Origin of the sequence: Phenylobacterium sp. (assembly GCF_036723115.1) — a bacterium.
GTDB lineage: Bacteria > Pseudomonadota > Alphaproteobacteria > Caulobacterales > Caulobacteraceae > Phenylobacterium.
The window spans coordinates 1-15047 of sequence record NZ_DAIMHV010000067.1 but is presented as its reverse complement, the minus strand read 5'-3'; the positions used below and the strand labels follow the sequence as shown (position 1 = coordinate 15047).

At 69.4% G+C, this 15047-nt stretch carries 16 protein-coding genes; 5 read left to right on the top strand and 11 right to left on the bottom strand.

What is annotated here, in order from left to right; all coding sequences use genetic code 11:
* Positions 1-70: 70 nt before the first annotated feature.
* On the bottom strand, positions 71-499 hold the full coding sequence (locus V7D28_RS08745; protein WP_333586997.1) for a hypothetical protein: 429 nt from the start codon (positions 497-499) through the stop codon (positions 71-73).
* A gap of 77 nt (positions 500-576) precedes the next feature.
* A complete protein-coding gene (locus V7D28_RS08740) occupies positions 577-1302 on the bottom strand; it encodes a glycosyltransferase family 2 protein (protein ID WP_333586995.1) in 726 nt (241 codons plus the stop codon).
* Positions 1303-1356: 54 nt separating this feature from the next.
* On the opposite strand from V7D28_RS08740, the gene V7D28_RS08735 reads away from it, so the two are divergent.
* Positions 1357-3060: an ArnT family glycosyltransferase gene (locus V7D28_RS08735; RefSeq protein ID WP_333586994.1), complete on the top strand. Its 1704-nt coding sequence runs from the start codon at positions 1357-1359 to the stop codon at positions 3058-3060.
* Positions 3057-3956, top strand: a complete 900-nt coding sequence (locus V7D28_RS08730) for a hydroxymethylglutaryl-CoA lyase (protein WP_333586993.1) — start codon at positions 3057-3059, stop codon at positions 3954-3956. The genes V7D28_RS08735 and V7D28_RS08730 overlap by 4 nt, the downstream gene beginning before the upstream one ends.
* 20 nt (positions 3957-3976) lie before the next feature.
* On the opposite strand, the gene V7D28_RS08725 is transcribed toward V7D28_RS08730, so the two are convergent.
* From V7D28_RS08725 to cysS, 6 genes are read right to left on the bottom strand one after another with little or no spacing between them, the layout of a single operon-like run.
* Positions 3977-4915, bottom strand: coding sequence for a glycosyltransferase family 2 protein (locus V7D28_RS08725; RefSeq protein WP_333586992.1), 939 nt, complete (start codon positions 4913-4915; stop codon positions 3977-3979).
* A complete protein-coding gene (thrS, locus tag V7D28_RS08720) occupies positions 4912-6891 on the bottom strand; it encodes a threonine--tRNA ligase (protein WP_333586991.1) in 1980 nt (659 codons plus the stop codon). The genes V7D28_RS08725 and thrS overlap by 4 nt, the downstream gene beginning before the upstream one ends.
* Complete coding sequence (gene yidD, locus V7D28_RS08715; RefSeq protein WP_333586990.1) at positions 6888-7157, bottom strand: membrane protein insertion efficiency factor YidD; 270 nt, start codon at positions 7155-7157, stop codon at positions 6888-6890. The genes thrS and yidD overlap by 4 nt, the downstream gene beginning before the upstream one ends.
* A gap of 54 nt (positions 7158-7211) precedes the next feature.
* Complete coding sequence (locus V7D28_RS08710) at positions 7212-7661, bottom strand: iron-sulfur cluster assembly scaffold protein (protein ID WP_333586989.1); 450 nt, start codon at positions 7659-7661, stop codon at positions 7212-7214.
* A gap of 17 nt (positions 7662-7678) precedes the next feature.
* Positions 7679-8221: an SRPBCC domain-containing protein gene (locus V7D28_RS08705; protein ID WP_333586988.1), complete on the bottom strand. Its 543-nt coding sequence runs from the start codon at positions 8219-8221 to the stop codon at positions 7679-7681.
* 1 nt (position 8222) lies between these two features.
* Positions 8223-9626, bottom strand: coding sequence for a cysteine--tRNA ligase (cysS, locus tag V7D28_RS08700; protein ID WP_333586987.1), 1404 nt, complete (start codon positions 9624-9626; stop codon positions 8223-8225).
* Positions 9627-9811: 185 nt separating this feature from the next.
* Here cysS and folE point away from each other — a divergent pair, with 185 nt between their 5' ends.
* Entirely contained in the window at positions 9812-10438 is a 627-nt protein-coding gene (gene folE / locus V7D28_RS08695; RefSeq protein WP_333586986.1) for a GTP cyclohydrolase I FolE, read from the top strand.
* A 13-nt stretch (positions 10439-10451) separates the two neighbouring features.
* Here the strand turns inward: folE and V7D28_RS08690 are convergent, their stop codons facing one another.
* Positions 10452-11348, bottom strand: coding sequence for a DUF817 domain-containing protein (locus V7D28_RS08690; protein WP_333586985.1), 897 nt, complete (start codon positions 11346-11348; stop codon positions 10452-10454).
* Between the two features lie 5 nt (positions 11349-11353).
* Positions 11354-12436, bottom strand: a complete 1083-nt coding sequence (locus tag V7D28_RS08685; protein ID WP_333586984.1) for a serine hydrolase domain-containing protein — start codon at positions 12434-12436, stop codon at positions 11354-11356.
* Between the two features lie 57 nt (positions 12437-12493).
* Here V7D28_RS08685 and hisI point away from each other — a divergent pair, with 57 nt between their 5' ends.
* Positions 12494-12892 (top strand): phosphoribosyl-AMP cyclohydrolase, encoded by a 399-nt coding sequence (gene hisI / locus V7D28_RS08680; protein WP_333586996.1) that lies wholly within the window; start codon positions 12494-12496, stop codon positions 12890-12892.
* 14 nt (positions 12893-12906) lie between these two features.
* Here the strand turns inward: hisI and V7D28_RS08675 are convergent, their stop codons facing one another.
* The gene (locus V7D28_RS08675; RefSeq protein ID WP_333586983.1) at positions 12907-14583 is read right to left on the bottom strand and encodes an alkaline phosphatase D family protein; all 1677 of its coding nucleotides are present in this window, start codon (positions 14581-14583) and stop codon (positions 12907-12909) included.
* A gap of 76 nt (positions 14584-14659) precedes the next feature.
* Between V7D28_RS08675 and V7D28_RS08670 the strand changes: the two genes are divergently transcribed.
* On the top strand, positions 14660-14977 hold the full coding sequence (locus tag V7D28_RS08670) for a ferritin family protein (protein ID WP_333586982.1): 318 nt from the start codon (positions 14660-14662) through the stop codon (positions 14975-14977).
* Positions 14978-15047 lie beyond the last annotated feature (70 nt).

Here is a 15047-nt window from a genome sequence, read left to right as displayed (position 1 = left end):
GGCCTGACCTGATGGGGCCTGACCTGATGGGGCCTGACCTGATGGGGCCTGACCTGATGGGGCCTGGCGCTCATCCGTCCACCCCGGAGAAGTCGATGTCGCGCCGCGCTGCGACGATGGTGACGATGAAGCCCGCCAGCACGTCCAGCAGCACCATCACCGTGATCAGGAAGAAGGTGGAGGTGGCGAAGGCCGGCGCCAGCAGGAACTGAACCAGGCAGACGATGAACAGAAGCATCGACAGGGCGTGGTTGATGATGGCGATGCGCCGGCTGGTCGTGGACTTCAGCAGCTCGATGAACAGCACCACCAGGGCGGCGGCCAGCAGCAGGTCGCCCAGGCTGACGGGCCAGTCCACATTGGACGCCATGCGGATGGTGAACAGCCCCTCGCCCAGGCGGACGTCGGCGTCGATGGCCGAGAAGCCGCCCGCCAAGGTCAGGGCGATGAGATTATAGCCCAGCACCGGCAGGGCCAGTAGCGGGAAGGCGGCGAAGATCGGCATGGTGGTCCCCCTCGGCCCGACGGCCGGGGCGCAGATTAACCCTGAGCCCGTCCCGGGGTGAAGGGCGCCGCCTAAAGCTCCGAAATGCGCCCCGGCAGGCGCGAGCGCGACTGCAGCCACATGACGCCCAGCAGATCCGAGGCCGAGGCGATGAGCCGGCCGAAATTGGTGTATTTCGACTGGCCGGTCTGTCGCGGGCGGTGGCCCACGGGGCGGAAGGCCACCTCATAACCCTCGCGCAGCATCAGGGCCGGGATGTAGCGGTGGATGTGATCGAAATAGGGAAGCCTGAGGAAGGCCTCCCGGCGGAAGGCCTTGAGGCCGCAGCCCGTGTCGTTGGCGGTGTCGCCCAGCAGGCGCTTGCGCACGCCGTTGCCGAAACGCGAGGCGAGCTTCTTGGCCTGGCTGTCCTGGCGCTTGACCCGCTCGCCGCCCACCAGGGCGAGGCTCTCGCCCCCGGCCAGCAGGGCGTCCACCAGGGCCGGGCCGTCGGCAGGGTCGTTCTGGCCGTCGCCGTCCAGGGTGACGATGACCGGGGCCCGGGCCGCCAGGATGCCGGTGCGGATGGCGCGGCTCTGGCCGGAATTGGCGCCATGGGCCAGGACCCGAAGCTCAGGAATCTCGGCCTTCAGGGCCGACAGGGCCGCGCGGGTGTCGTCGCGGCTGGCGTCATCGACGAAGACGATCTCGAACCGGCGGCCGGCGAAGGCCGCGGCGATCTCCCGGGCGAGGTCAGGGGCGGCGCCGGCTTCGTCGAAGACGGGGACCACCACGGAAATGTCAGGACTGGGGCTCATGCCCTTCCATAGCCGAAAAGCTGGCCTGCGGAAGGATCGTGCTATCACAGCGCCATGACGTTCCAGTCGAGTCTTCAGTGGGCGAGCCAGGGCTGGCGGGGGCCCGTGATCGCCGCCTTCATCGCCCTGATCGCCGGCCTGCCGGGCCTGGTGGCCATGCCGCCGCTTGATCGCGACGAGTCCCGGTACGCCCAGGCCACGGCCCAGATGCTGGAGACCGGCGACTTCGTGGTGATCCGCTTCCAGGACGAGCCGCGCTTCAAGAAGCCCGTGGGCATCCACTGGCTGCAGGCCTTGAGCGTCTCGGCCGTCTCGGCGCCGGAGGACCGCCAGATCTGGGCCTATCGCCTGCCTTCGCTCCTGGGCGCCATGCTGGCGGCCGCGGCCTGCGCCTGGGGGGCGGCGGCCTTCTTCGGCCCGATGGCGGGGCTCTTCGCGGGCGGGCTTCTGGGCTCAAGCTTCCTGTTGTCCACCGAGGCCTTCATCGCCAAGACCGACGCCATGCTGGCCGGCATGGTGACCCTCGCCCTGGCCGCCCTGGCGCGCATCTATTTCGCCCGCCGAGGCGGACCTGCGGCCGGGCTTCCCGTGCGGCTCGCCTTCTGGCTGGGCCTGTCGGGCGCGCTGCTGGTCAAGGGGCCGGTGGGCCTGGCGGTGGTGGCCCTGACCATGATCATGCTCGCCCTGTGGGAGCGACGGGTCGACTGGTTGCGGGACCTGGGCCTCGGCTGGGGGCCGATCCTGCTGGTCGCCATCGTCGGCCCCTGGGCGGCGGCCGTGACGGTGGCCACGGACGGCGCCTTCTGGAGCACGGCGATCATGGGCGATCTGGCGCCCAAGCTGGCCGGCGGTCACGAGACCCATGGCGCGCCCCCAGGCTACCACCTGGTCCTTCTGCCGCTGCTGGCCTTCCCCATGACCCTGCTCATTCCGGCGGGCCTGATCCATGGCTGGACGGCCCGGGCCGAGCCCGGGGTGAGGTTCGCCCTCTGCTGGCTGATCCCCACCTGGATCATGTTCGAACTGGCCCCCACCAAGCTCGTCCACTACACCCTGCCGGCCTTCGGCGCCCTGGCCTGGCTCAGCGCCGCCGCCCTGCAGACCGGCTTCAAGGCGCCCGCCCGCTGGATCGGCGGTCTGCTCATCGGCCTGGTGGGCCTGATGCTCGCAGGGCTCTGCTTCTACCTGGTCTCGGCCTATGGCGGCGCGGCGGACGCCACGGCTGCGGCCCTGGCAGGAGGACTTCTGGCCGGGGCGGGCCTGGTGGGCGGTTTCATGCTGATCAACCGCGCGCCCAAGGGGGCGACGGTCGCCGCCGCGGGCTTGGCCATTCTCGGTCACGGCGCCCTGGCCGGCGGCCTGGCGCCGGGGCTCTCGCCCCTGTGGCTGTCCCAGCGGGTGGTCAACATCCTGAACTCCGAACGGCTCCTGCCCCGCCAGGGGGCGCCGGCGCCGGTGACGGTCACCGGCTATGCCGAACCCTCCCTGGTGTTCGCCCTGGGCACCACCACGGAGTTGGCCGACCCGGCGCAGGCCGCCGCCGCCATCGCCGCCTTCCGAACCGCCGTGGTCGAGGACCGGGAGGACGCCGCCTTCCGCGAAGCTCTGGCCCGCCGGGGCCTGGAGGTCCGTCAGGTGCGGGAGGTTCCCGGCCTCAACTATTCCCGTGGGGCGCCCGCGCGCCTGCGCATCTATGTGAACGCCGAGCCCCGGCCGCCCACCCGGGCGCCGGGCGCCTTGCCAGGGACCGCGCCATGAGCCGCCGGATCGAGATCGTCGAGGTGGGCCCCCGTGACGGCCTGCAGAACGAGGCCCAGATTCTGGACGTGCCCCAGCGCCTGGCCTTCATCAGCCGCCTCAGGGCCGCCGGCGCCCGGCGCATCGAGACCGTCTCCTTCGTCAATCCCAGGCGGGTGCCGCAGATGGCCGGGGCCGAGGAGATCATGGACGGCCTCCCCGCCGCGGCCGGGCTGTCGCGCATCGGCCTGGTGCTCAATCTCAAGGGATGGGAGCGAGCCCTGGCCGCCGGCTGCGAAGAGGCCAATGTGGTGGTCTGCGCCACCGACGGCTTCGGCATCCGCAACCAGGGCGCTTCGGTGGCCGAGCAGATGGCGACCCTGGCCGACATCGCCGGTCGCCGGGCCGCAGACGGCGGGCCACGCCTCACCGCCACCCTGTCGGTGGCCTTCGGCTGCCCGTTCGACGGCGAGGTGAGCGAGGATCAGGTAGTCGCCCTGGCGCGGGAGGCCTCAGGCCTGGGGGTGGCCGAGATCGCCCTGGCCGACACCATAGGCGTGGCCGATCCCTGGACGGTGCGACGGCGCCTGGAGGCCGTGCGCGCGGCGGCGCCGCAGGTGCGTCTGCGGGCCCATTTCCACGACACCCGCAATACGGGCCTGGCCAACGCCTTCGCGGCGGTGGAGAGCGGCGTCGATGTGCTGGACGCCAGTTGCGGCGGGCTGGGCGGCTGCCCCTTCGCCCCCAACGCCACCGGCAATATCGGCACCGAAGATCTGGTCTATATGCTGGAGCGCGCCGGCTTCGAGACCGGCTATGACCTGGACCGCCTTATCGAGACGGCCCGGTGGATGGCGGAGATTCTGGGCAAGCCGCCCGCAGCCTCAGTCAGCCGCGCCGGGAGCTTTCCCGCATAGGCGGGCTTGAGGCGCGCGCCTCAGGCGGTGCGGCCGGTGAGGCGCCAGAGGATGGGCCTCATGAGGGCCGCCCCCACCACCAGCGGCCAGATCAGCCAGGCGGTCACGGCTTCGCCCACGCCCTGCGCGCGCTTGCGGAAATAGCGGGCGAGGCCCAACCCCTTATAGAGCTCCACCCGCAGGGGACTGGCGCGGCTGGTATGGCCCAGATGGACCACCTCGGCGGTGGGATGGAAGAGCACCTCGCCGCCGGCCTCGCGCACCCGCCAGCAGAGGTCGATATCCTCCACATGCAGGAAGTAGCCCTCGTCGAAGCCGCCCAGGGCCAGGTAGTCGCTGCGGCGCATGGCGAAAAACGCGCCGGAGATGGTCGGCACCGGGCAGAGGTCCGCCGGCGCGGCCTCATTTTCCCAATGCACCTCGAAGCGGCGCAGGCCCGGCGCCTTCTGGGTCAGGCCCGACAGGGAGAGCAGGGCCGCAAGCGGCGTGATCTCGCCCCGGCGGGCGCCGCGCTGTTCGCTGCGATCGGCGTTCAGCACACGGCCGCCCACCAGCCGCTTGGGTCCGCCGGCCAGGACCGCGCAGGCCAGCGCCCGCACGCAATCCGGCTGCAGGAAGGCGTCGGGATTGAGGAAGATCAGCACATCGCCCGTGGCCGCCGCCGCGCCCAGATTGGCGCCGCGGGCGAACCCCACATTGCCCTGGCCGCGCACCACCCGCATGTGCGGACGGCCTGCGGCGGCGGCGTCGATCAGGGCCGTCTCGGCGGGGTCGGAGCCGTTGTCCACCAGGACGAACTCATCCACCGCCGGGTCCTCGGCCACGCAGGCCAGGCTGCGGGCCAGGGCCTCGCCGGTCATGTATGCGACCATGACCACCGAAACCCGCACAGACGGTGCGAGTTCGGGCGGCGTCGGAGCGGTTTCCACCGCTACGAACGATGCGCCGATGTCGTTCATCCAGCCTCCATGGCCTCGGCGGAGCCCCAAACCCCCGCCTCGCCCCGAGCCTCGCGCTCAACATCCGGCGGAAGGGCCTCGCTGGCAAGCCTGGAGACGGCGTCCTCCAGGCTGAGGATCTCCTGCCCCTGGGAGCCCAGCCGCCGCAGGGCGACCTTGCCCTCCTCGGCCTCGCGGCGTCCGACCACGGCGATCACAGGGGTCTTGGCCAGGCTGTGCTCGCGGATCTTGTAGTTGATCTTCTCGTTGCGCAGGTCGGTCTCCACCCTCAGGCCCGCCGCGCGGAGCCGGGCGGCGGCGGCGCGGGCGAAGTCATCGGCGTCGGAGGTGATGGTGGCCACCACCACCTGAGTCGGCGCAAGCCACAGAGGGAAGGCGCCGGCGTAATTCTCGATGAGCATGCCGATGAACCGCTCCATCGAGCCGGCGATGGCCCGGTGCAGCATCACCGGCCGCTGCTTGGAGCCGTCCTCGGCCACATATTCGGCCTGCAGCCGCTCAGGCAGAACGAAGTCCAGCTGGAGGGTGCCGCACTGCCAGGTGCGGCCGATGGCGTCGCGCAGATGGAATTCCAGCTTCGGCCCATAGAAGGCGCCTTCGCCGGGCAGGTGCTCCACGCCCATATTGACCGCCGCCCGGGCCGCGCGCTCGAGCTTCTGTTCGGCGATGTCCCAGATTTCGTCGGTGCCGGCCCGCAGGTCCGGACGCAGGGCCAGCTTCACCGAATGCAGCTCCACCCCGAAGTCGGCATAGGCGGAGTTCAGCAGACGGACGAAGCGCTTCGTCTCCTCCTCGACCTGATCCTCGCGGCAGAAGATGTGGGCGTCGTCCTGGGTGAAGCCACGCACCCGCATGATGCCGTGCAGGGCGCCCGACGGTTCGTAACGGTGGCAGGCGCCGAACTCGGCCATGCGCAGGGGCAGGTCGCGATAGGACTTCTGGCCGACATTGAAGATCTGGACGTGTCCGGGGCAGTTCATCGGCTTGACGGCCAGGCTCTCGCCCTCCTCCGTCTCGCAGACGAACATGTTGGCGCCGAACTTCTCCCAGTGGCCCGAGGCCTCCCACAGGGACCGGTCCAGGATCTGGGGGGTCTTGACCTCCTGATAGCCGTCCTTGGTCAGGCGGCGGCGGATGTAGGATTCCACCTCGCGATAGAGGGTCCAGCCCTTGGCGTGCCAGAAGACCATGCCCTTGCCCTCTTCCTGGATGTGGAAGAGGTCCATGGCCCGGCCGATCTTGCGGTGGTCGCGCTTCTCAGCCTCCTCGACCCGGCGGATATAGGCTTCGAGATCAGCCTCCGTGGCCCAGGCGGTGCCATAGATGCGCTGGAGCTGGGCGTTGCGGTGGTCGCCCCGCCAATAGGCGCCGGCCAGCTTGGTCAGCTTGAAAGCCTTGCCCACATGCTTGGTGGAGGGCAGGTGCGGGCCGATGCACAGGTCCTTCCAGGCGCCCTGCCAATAGACGCTGATCTCCTCGTCCTCGGGCAGGTCCTCGATGATCTCGGCCTTGTAGTCCTCGCCGATGGACTTGAAGTGGGCGATGGCCTCGTTCCGGTTCCAGACCTCGCGGCGGATCGGCTCGTCGCGTTCGACGATCTCGCGCATCTTGGCCTCGATCATCTCGAAGTCGTCGAGGCTGAAGGGTTCGTCACGGGCGAAGTCGTAATAGAAGCCGTCCTCGATGGACGGGCCGATGGTCACCTGGGTGCCGGGGAACAGCTCCTGCACCGCCTCGGCCAGGACGTGGGCGGCGTCGTGACGGATGGTCTCCAGGACCTCGGGATCGTCCCGCGTCAGGATCTGGAAGGCGCCGCCCTGATGGAGCGGGCGCTCCAGGTCCAGCAGCTGGCCGTCCAGCTTCACCAGCACGGCCTTCTTCTCCAGGGACTTGGAGATGCCCGCGGCGATCTGACGGCCCGTCACCCCGGCTTCGAACTGCCGTTTGGACCCGTCAGGAAAAATAAGATCGATCATGATTCACACGTCCATTTCCGCGCTTCGGGCTCGCTCGAGCCGCGCGGCGGGGGCGGCGGGTCATAGCCCGAACCGCCCCAGGGGTTGCATCGGCACAGCCGCCTCGCCGCGAGCCAGGAGCCGCGCCAGGGGCCGTGGTCGATCAGGGCCTGGGCCGCATAGTCCGAGCAGGTCGGCAGGAAGCGGCACTGATTCCCGATCAATGGCGAAAGCGTCAGCTTGTAGGCGCGATGGGCGCCTTTGACGCAGGTTTCGTAGAAGGTCATGCCGGCCGCCGGCTTGCGAATGCTCGCAGCGATTACGTTGCGGGGGCGGTCAAATCAAGCCGCGCCGGCGCGGCTAGTTCGCTCCATGGCCTGGCGCACCGCCGCCACCGCCGCCTCGAAGGCCAGCAGGGTGGAGGCGTGTCGGGCGGGATAGTCCTTCACCGGCGCGAGCATGGCGAGATCCGAGAAACGTCCTTGCGGCGGGGAACCGCCGTGCTTGAGCATAGCATGGAAGGCGTCGCGGGCCATCTCGATCTCGGCCAGATCCGCCCCGATCACCGCGGCGCCCAGCACCGCGGCCGAGGCCTGACCGAGCGCGCAGGCTTTCACATCCTGGGCGAAGTCGCTGACCCGCCCGCCGTCCAGGGCTACATCGACGATCACCTTGCTGCCGCACAGCTTGGCGACCTTCTCGGCCGTGCCGTCGGGCGCGGCCAGACGCCCGGCGTGGGGCATGTTGGCCGCCAGGGTCAGCAGCCTGGCCGAATAGAGCTCGTCGATCATGGGAGTGACTTAGGTGTTCAGCCCCGCCCCCGCCACAGGGTCTCGGCGCGATGCTTCAGCGCCTCGCCCATGGCGGCGAACCCCTTCTTGAGGGGACGCTGCACCCGCTTGGCCGAGGTCGGGCCCAGCCAGCCCTGGAAGAGCTCGCCATTAGAGAAGATGCAGGCGCTGTCGGCCACCTGTTCGATCTCGATATAGCGGATCGCCGCCCCGAAGCCGCCGGCCACGCTGCTGCGCCAGTGGAGCTGTTCGTTGGGCACCCATTCCAGCACCACTGGCTCGATATGCCGCTCGGGCAGATCGGGCAGGCGCAGGGTCAGCTCCAGGGGCGCGCCGATGCGCAACACCCCCTCGGCGCGGCTGTAGAGGGGATTCCAGTCGGGCCAGGACCGCACGTCGGCGATCAGCTCCCAGATCACGTCGGGCGGCGCCTGGACGCCGATGCGGTGCTCCAGCTTCAGGCCCTTGGGCCCGGCGCCGGGCGCCTTCTTGCCGAAACCGAAGCCCGGCATGAAGGAAGGGCGGATCATGGCGTCGGGCGCCCGCTTCTGGTTCAGCATGTCAGGTCGGCTCCTTCAGGCGCCAGGTCGCGCCCTCGGCGGAGTCCATGACTTCCACGTTCAGGGCGGTCAGTTCACTACGGATGGCGTCGGCCCGGCCCCAGTCCTTGGCGGCGCGGGCGGCGATGCGCTCGGCGATCAGGGTCTCGACGCGCATCTTCAGGGCCTCGTCGGCGCCCCCCTGGAACCAGCTTTCGGGGTCGGCCTGCAGGAAGCCCATGAGCGCGCCGGAAGCCAGCAGTTCGCCCTTGGCGCGGGCCTTCTCGTCCGGGGCGCCGGTCTCCACCTTCGAGGCCAGGGCGAAGAGTTCGGCCATGGCCTGGGCGGTGTTGAGATCATCTTCCAGCGCGGCGAGCACGGCCGGGGCGGGTTCGCCGGTCGAGGGCGTCACATCGGCCGCGCGCCGCAGGGCGCCATAAAGGCGGTCCAGGGACTTGCGCGCCTGCTCCAGGAGGTCGCCCGACCATTCCAGCGGCGCGCGGTAATGGCCCACCAGCAGCGCCCAGCGGATCGCCTCCCCCGGCGTCTTGGTCACGAGATCATGCACGAGGACCACATTACCCAGCGACTTGGACATTTTCTCGTCGCCGAAGTTCAGAAAGCCATTGTGCATCCAGTAGTTGGCGTAGCCGCGGTCGCCCTCGCCATGATCGTGGCCGTGGCCCGCGCACACCCCCTGGGCCAGTTCGTTCTCATGGTGGGGGAAGATCAGGTCGTTGCCGCCGCCGTGGATGTCGATGGGCAGGCCCAGGGTCTGCTCGATCATGGCCGTGCATTCGATATGCCAGCCTGGGCGGCCGGGCCCCCAGGGGCTGTCCCAGACGGGCTCCCCCGGCTTGGACGGCTTCCACAGCACGAAGTCGGCCGGGTGCTGCTTGTAGGGCGCCACGTCCACCCGCGCGCCGGCGATCATGTCGTCCACCGACCGGCGGGAGAGCTTGCCATAGTCGCTGAAGGACTGGGTGTTGAAGAGGACATGGCCCTCGGCGGCGTAGGCGGCGTTGTTGCGCACCAGGCGGCCGATCATCTCGATGATGGCCTCCATGGTCTGGGTGGCGCGGGGCTGGAAGGTGGGGCGCAGGGCGTTGAGCGCCGACATGTCGGCGTTATAGGCGGCCAGGTAGCGCTCGGTGACCACGTCGATGGAGACGCCCTCGGCCTGGGCCTTGGCGTTGATCTTGTCGTCCACGTCGGTGACGTTGGCCGCATAGACCACGGCGTCCTGGCCATAGATGTGGCGGAGCAGGCGGAACAGCAGATCGAAGACCACCACCGGCCGCGCATTGCCCACATGGGCGTAGTTATAGACGGTGGGCCCGCACACATACATCGTCACCCGTCTGGCGTCGTTGGGGACGAAGGGCCGCTTCTCGCGGGCCATGGTGTCATAGAGGCTGAGGGTCATCACTACACTAAAGCTTGGGGAGCCGGTTGCCCGCGGCCGGGCCTGCCCCATATACAGTTCGCCCGGACGGGACGACAGAGGAAGCGCATCTGGTCAAGCTTCCCGTCCGTACCAGAGGGGTGGCACGCGTCATTTCCGGGACCTTCGTCCCGGCGCAACTCAGCCCCAGGAAGAATGATCCTCACATGGACGCCATTACTCGAGACCGGACCCTGAACGGTCCTGACGCCCTGGAACCCGTGGCCCGCCCGACCCGCGAAGAGGCCATGGCCGCCGTACGCACCCTGATCGCCTGGGCCGGGGATGATCCCCGCCGCGAAGGGGTGATCGACACGCCCAAGCGCGTGGTGGACGCCTATGCGGAATGGTTCGAGGGCTATGGCGCCGACCCGGCCAAGGAACTCTCGCGCACCTTCGAGGACGTGCAGGGCTATGACGACATCGTCATGCTGCGCGAGATCGAGGTTGAGAGCCATTGCGAGCACCACATGGCGCCCTTCCTGGGCAAGGCCTATGTGGCCTACATGCCCACCAACCGCGTGGTGGGCATCTCCAAGATCGCCCGGGTGGTGGAAATCTTCGCCAAGCGTCTCCAGACCCAGGAGACCATGACCCAGCAGATCGCCGACGCCATCACCGACAGCCTGCGCCCGGCGGGCGTGGCCGTGCTGATCGACGCCCAGCACCAGTGCATGACCACCCGCGGCGTCCACCACCGCCACGTGGGCACCATCACCACCCAGTTCACCGGCGTCTTCAAGACCGACGCCTCCCTGCGCCAGCGCTTCCTGGACTTCGTCAACAAGCGCTAGGCGCTGCGGACTCTCAGGCGGCGACGTCCGCAGATCGTCCCCGACGGCTCTTCGTCGTCGGGGCCTCCGCCCGCCGGGGCGGGTGGACCAGGGTGACGAGCACGAAGCTCAACATCATCAAGAGATACCAGGACCCCATCTTGGCCAGGGAGACGGGGGTCCAGCCCTGTTGCTGGTCGGGATAGACCCAGGCGGAGGCGTAGGTGCCGAGGTTCTCCGCCAGCCAGATGAAGAAGGCCGTGAGGACGGCGCCCAGCACCAGCGGCATCCGACGCTCCGTCCGGTCGGGCGTGAACTGGATCCAGGTCCGCCCGAAGACCACCAGCGACAGGGCGAACAGGCCCCAGCGGATGTCCGGCAGGTAGTGGTGGGTGAAGAAGTTGGCGTAGGCCAGCACCGCCAGGACCCATGGCGCCCAGAGCGGCGGATAGGTCTGGAACCGTATGTCCATCAGCCGGATGATGCGGGCCATGAAGGAGCCCACGCAGGCATACATGAAGCCCGTGAACAGGGGCACGCCGCCGATGCGCAGCAGGCTCTCCTCCGGATAGGTCCAGGACCCCTGCGCGGTCTTGAACACTTCCATGATCGTGCCGACCACATGGAAGATGGCGATCACCAGAGCTTCGCGCGGGCGTTCCAGCCCGGTGGCCAGCAGCAGAATCTGCAACGCCACGGCGGCGACCACCAGAAAGTCGTAGCGGGCGATCGGCGCATCCGCCGGCCAGAAAAAGTGCGTGCCCACCAGCAGGGTCAGCATGGCCCCGGCATAGAGGCAGGCCCAGGCCTGTTTCAGCCCGAACAGCAGGAATTCATAGGCGTGGCCTCGCCAAGGGGCCCGCAGGGTCCATGGGCGCGCCCAGGCGTCGAAGGCCTCAACCCTGGCCTTGATCGGCGTCTTCAGATCCATCCGGCTCAGGCCGGAGTGACCGCGTTCAAAAGCGCCCGGGCCACGCTGGCGGCCGAGCCTTGCCCGCGCACCGCCACAGCCACCGTGGCGCGGGTGGTCATGGAATAGGCGAGAACCGAGCGGTCGTCCGGACCCCAGGCGCCCAGCCAGGTGTCAGCGGCTTGCGCCTCATCGGCGGCGAGGTCGGCGACCTGCACCGCCAGGCCGCTATAGGCCCCGGCCACCTCCGGCTGCCCGTAAAGGCGATAGAAGCGGCGACGCGTCTCCGCCGCGCCATGCAGGCGGTCGCCCAGCAGGTCGCGACCGAAGCGCACCACCTCCAGGGCCGGGGCGGCCACAGCCAGACCGCCCGGCTCTGAGGCGAAGCGTGTCTGGCCAAGATCTCGCCGTTCGGCGATCCGCGCCGCCAGGATCTGGTCGATCGGCGCCTCATCCACCGTCTCGAGCACCTGGATGAGCAGGGCCGTGTTGCGCGGGTTGCGCCCCCAGGCCGAGCCCGGCGGAAAGGCGGTGGGCGCCGGCGCGCCGTCTGCCCCGGGCGCCGCACCGGGCAGGCCGCTGGTGTGGGCCAGCAGGTCTTCCACCGTGATCCAACGGGCCTGGGGTTCCTGCGGCGCCCAGCGATCCAGGGGGTCGTCCAGGGAGACCTGGCCTGCCTGCACCATCTGCATGAGGGCTGTGCCGAGATAGGCTTCGGCCAGGCCGTCCCACTCTGGCGTCGCCGGCGGCGCGGCCGGGTCGGCCCGCCAGTCATGGGTCCAGACCGCGCCGCCCGGCTCAGCCAGGGCGGCGCTGACCTCCGAGGCGTCCGTCAGGGCCCGGGCGGCGGCGTAGAAGCGGGTCTCCAGGCCATCGCGTATGACGGGCTGAAGGCGGGTGGAGACGGCGTCGCGGATCTGGTCGAACTGCCAGTCGCCGAACTGCTGGCGGAAGGCTCCCATATAGGGTCCGCGGCCCTCGACCGGCGCCGGGGGGCGGCGGCGTCCCAGGCCGAAGGGCCATTGGGCATGGGCTGCGGCCGGCGCCAGGGCGGGGCTCAGGCCCGCGGCGGCCAGCGCGGCGATCAGGGTGCGGCGATGGAGGTTCATGGTCTGCTCTCCGGATCCGACCTCCCTTTGGGGCCGAAGGAGGGCTATAGCATGGCCATGACCGAGCGCTTCCCCATCCTGACCGACACCCACGCCCTGGAACGCGGCGACCAGATCGCCCCGCGCTTCGACGACAACGGCTTGATCGCCGCCGTCGCCACCCATGCCGACACCGGCGAGGTGCTGATGTTCGCCTGGATGAACGCCGAGGCCCTGCACCTCACCCTGACCACCGGACAGGCCCACTATTGGAGCCGTTCGCGCGGGGAGCTGTGGCTCAAGGGCGCCACCAGCGGCCAGATCCAGCAGGTGGTCGAGACGCGGATCGACTGCGATCAGGACTGCGTCTGGATCAAGGTGCGGCCGCAAGGCGACGGCGGCGCCTGCCACGTGGGCTTCCGCTCGTGCTTCTACCGGGTGGTGGAGAACGGCCGGCTCGTCGAACATCCCGACTGAGCCGGCCCCGCCCCTCAGACGGGTTTCAGGGGCGAGACGCCGCCCGCCTCAGGGGTCACGGTGAAGGCCTTGCGCACCGAGGTCTCATAGGTCCGCGAGACGATGGATGAGACCACCATCAGGTCCCCGCGGGCCTCTTCCGGCGTCAGGGTCAGAAGGATGAATCCCTTGGCGTCGTGGTCGCTATAGACCACCTCCTTGGCGCCCTTGGTGTAGAGCTCGCCCACAGGCAGCCCCTTCACATAATCGCCGGCGCCAGGGCTGGTGATGCCGGTGGTTCCGAACTCCACAGCGCGCAACACGCCGCCATCGTCGTGCAGCTCATTGGCCCAGAAGGCGTGGCTGTCGCCGGAAACGACGATCGCGCGGGCGCCGGCGGCCTCCACCGCGTCATAGACCCGCTCCCGCGCCGCCGGATAGCCGTCCCACATGTCGAGGGCATAGGGCAGGCCGAGCGCCGCCAGATGCTCCATCTGGGCCACGCGGGCGGTGATCTCCTCGGGCTGGGTTGCGATGGCCGCGGCCACCGCCGCCTCGCCCAGCACGGCCCGGGGGCTCGGCACGTCGGTGCGGGCCATCACCACCTGGTTGCCCAGGATCTGCCAGGTGCGCCCGCCCTGGACCGAGCCGGTGAGCTCGGCCGCGAGCCAGGCCTCCTGGGCCGGGCTCATCATGCGGCGGGACGGGTCCTCCAGCTTGGCGCGCAGGGCGGCCACGTCGGGCTTGCCGTCCACTGTGGGCAGATCGCGGCTGTAGTGAAGCTGATAGTCCCGCGCCGTCAGCCGGGTCTCCAGCATGATCAGGCTGGCCAGATCCCCGAAATGGAAGGCGCGGTTGATGTCCTCCAGGCCCTGCCCCGGCGCGGGGTCGCGGATCGGCATCCACTCGAAATAGGCCTTGAGCGCGGCGGCCTTGCGGGTGTTCCAGTCGCCCTCGGTCTCTGGCTGGTGGTTCTGGGCGCCGCCCATCCAGGAGTCGTTGGCCGTCTCATGATCGTCCCAGGTGACGATCCAGGGGGCGCGGGCGTGGGCGGCCTGCAGGGCGGGGTCGGACTTGTACTGGGCGTGACGCACCCGGTAGTCCTGCAGGGTCACGATCTCATGGGGCGGGTCATGGGGCCGCTCGGCCGCCACGGCCGAGGTCATGCCATAGGACCCCTCGCCCCCGTATTCGTAGATGTAGTCCCCGAGGTGGATGACGGCGTCCAGCTTGGGCAGGTCGGCGATGGCCTGATAGGCGTTGAAATAGCCGTTGGGGTAGAGCGAGCACGACGCCACCGCCAGGACCACCTCGCGGGTCTCCCCCTGCGGCAGGGTGCGGGTGCGGCCCATGGGCGAGGTCACGCCGTTGGCCTCGAATTCAAAGGTGTAGGAACTCGCCGGGTCCAGACCGCGCACGTCCACCTTGACCGTATAGTCCCGGTCCGGGCCGGTGACGCCCGAGCCGGACTTGGCCCCGCCGGCGCGACGGTCGATGGGATTGAGGCTCCAGCGATAGGCGATGGGCGCGCCGGCCTCGGCCTTGGGGGTGATCCGCGTCCACAGAATGACCGCGTCGGCCAGGGGGTCGCCCGAGGCGACGCCATGCTCGAACGCCACCGGCCCGGCATAGGGGGCCTGGGCCCGAGCGGTCAGCGGGGCGGCGGCCCCCAGGCCCATCAGCGCAAGCGCGCGGCGTCGATCAATTCTCATCCCAGGTCCTCCCCAACTCGCGCCTGCGCGCCGACCGTGCAATAGAAGGTGTTTGTGCGACAGGAGCATGATGGCCATGGCCAGCGAGACGCTTCACGTTCCCCGTGAAAAGCTAAGCCCAAAGACACTGCAGCTCCATTATGCGATCGCCTCGCTCATGGAAGAGCTCGAGGCGGTGGACTGGTACCGCCAGCGGGCCGACGATTGCGACGATCCCGAGCTGAAGGCCATCCTGCTTCACAACGCCAAGGAGGAAATGGAGCACGCGGCCATGGTCCTGGAGTGGATTCGCCGCAATGACGAGCAGTTCGACGGCCAGCTGCGCGAATACCTGTTCAAGGACGGCTCGATCATGGCGCACGAAGAAGGCGCCTCCGGAGCGCATGGTCTCTGATCCGGACCTGACGGATCTGGACGACGCCGCCCAGCGGATCTGGATCGAGGTGGAGCCCGCCGCCGGCGGC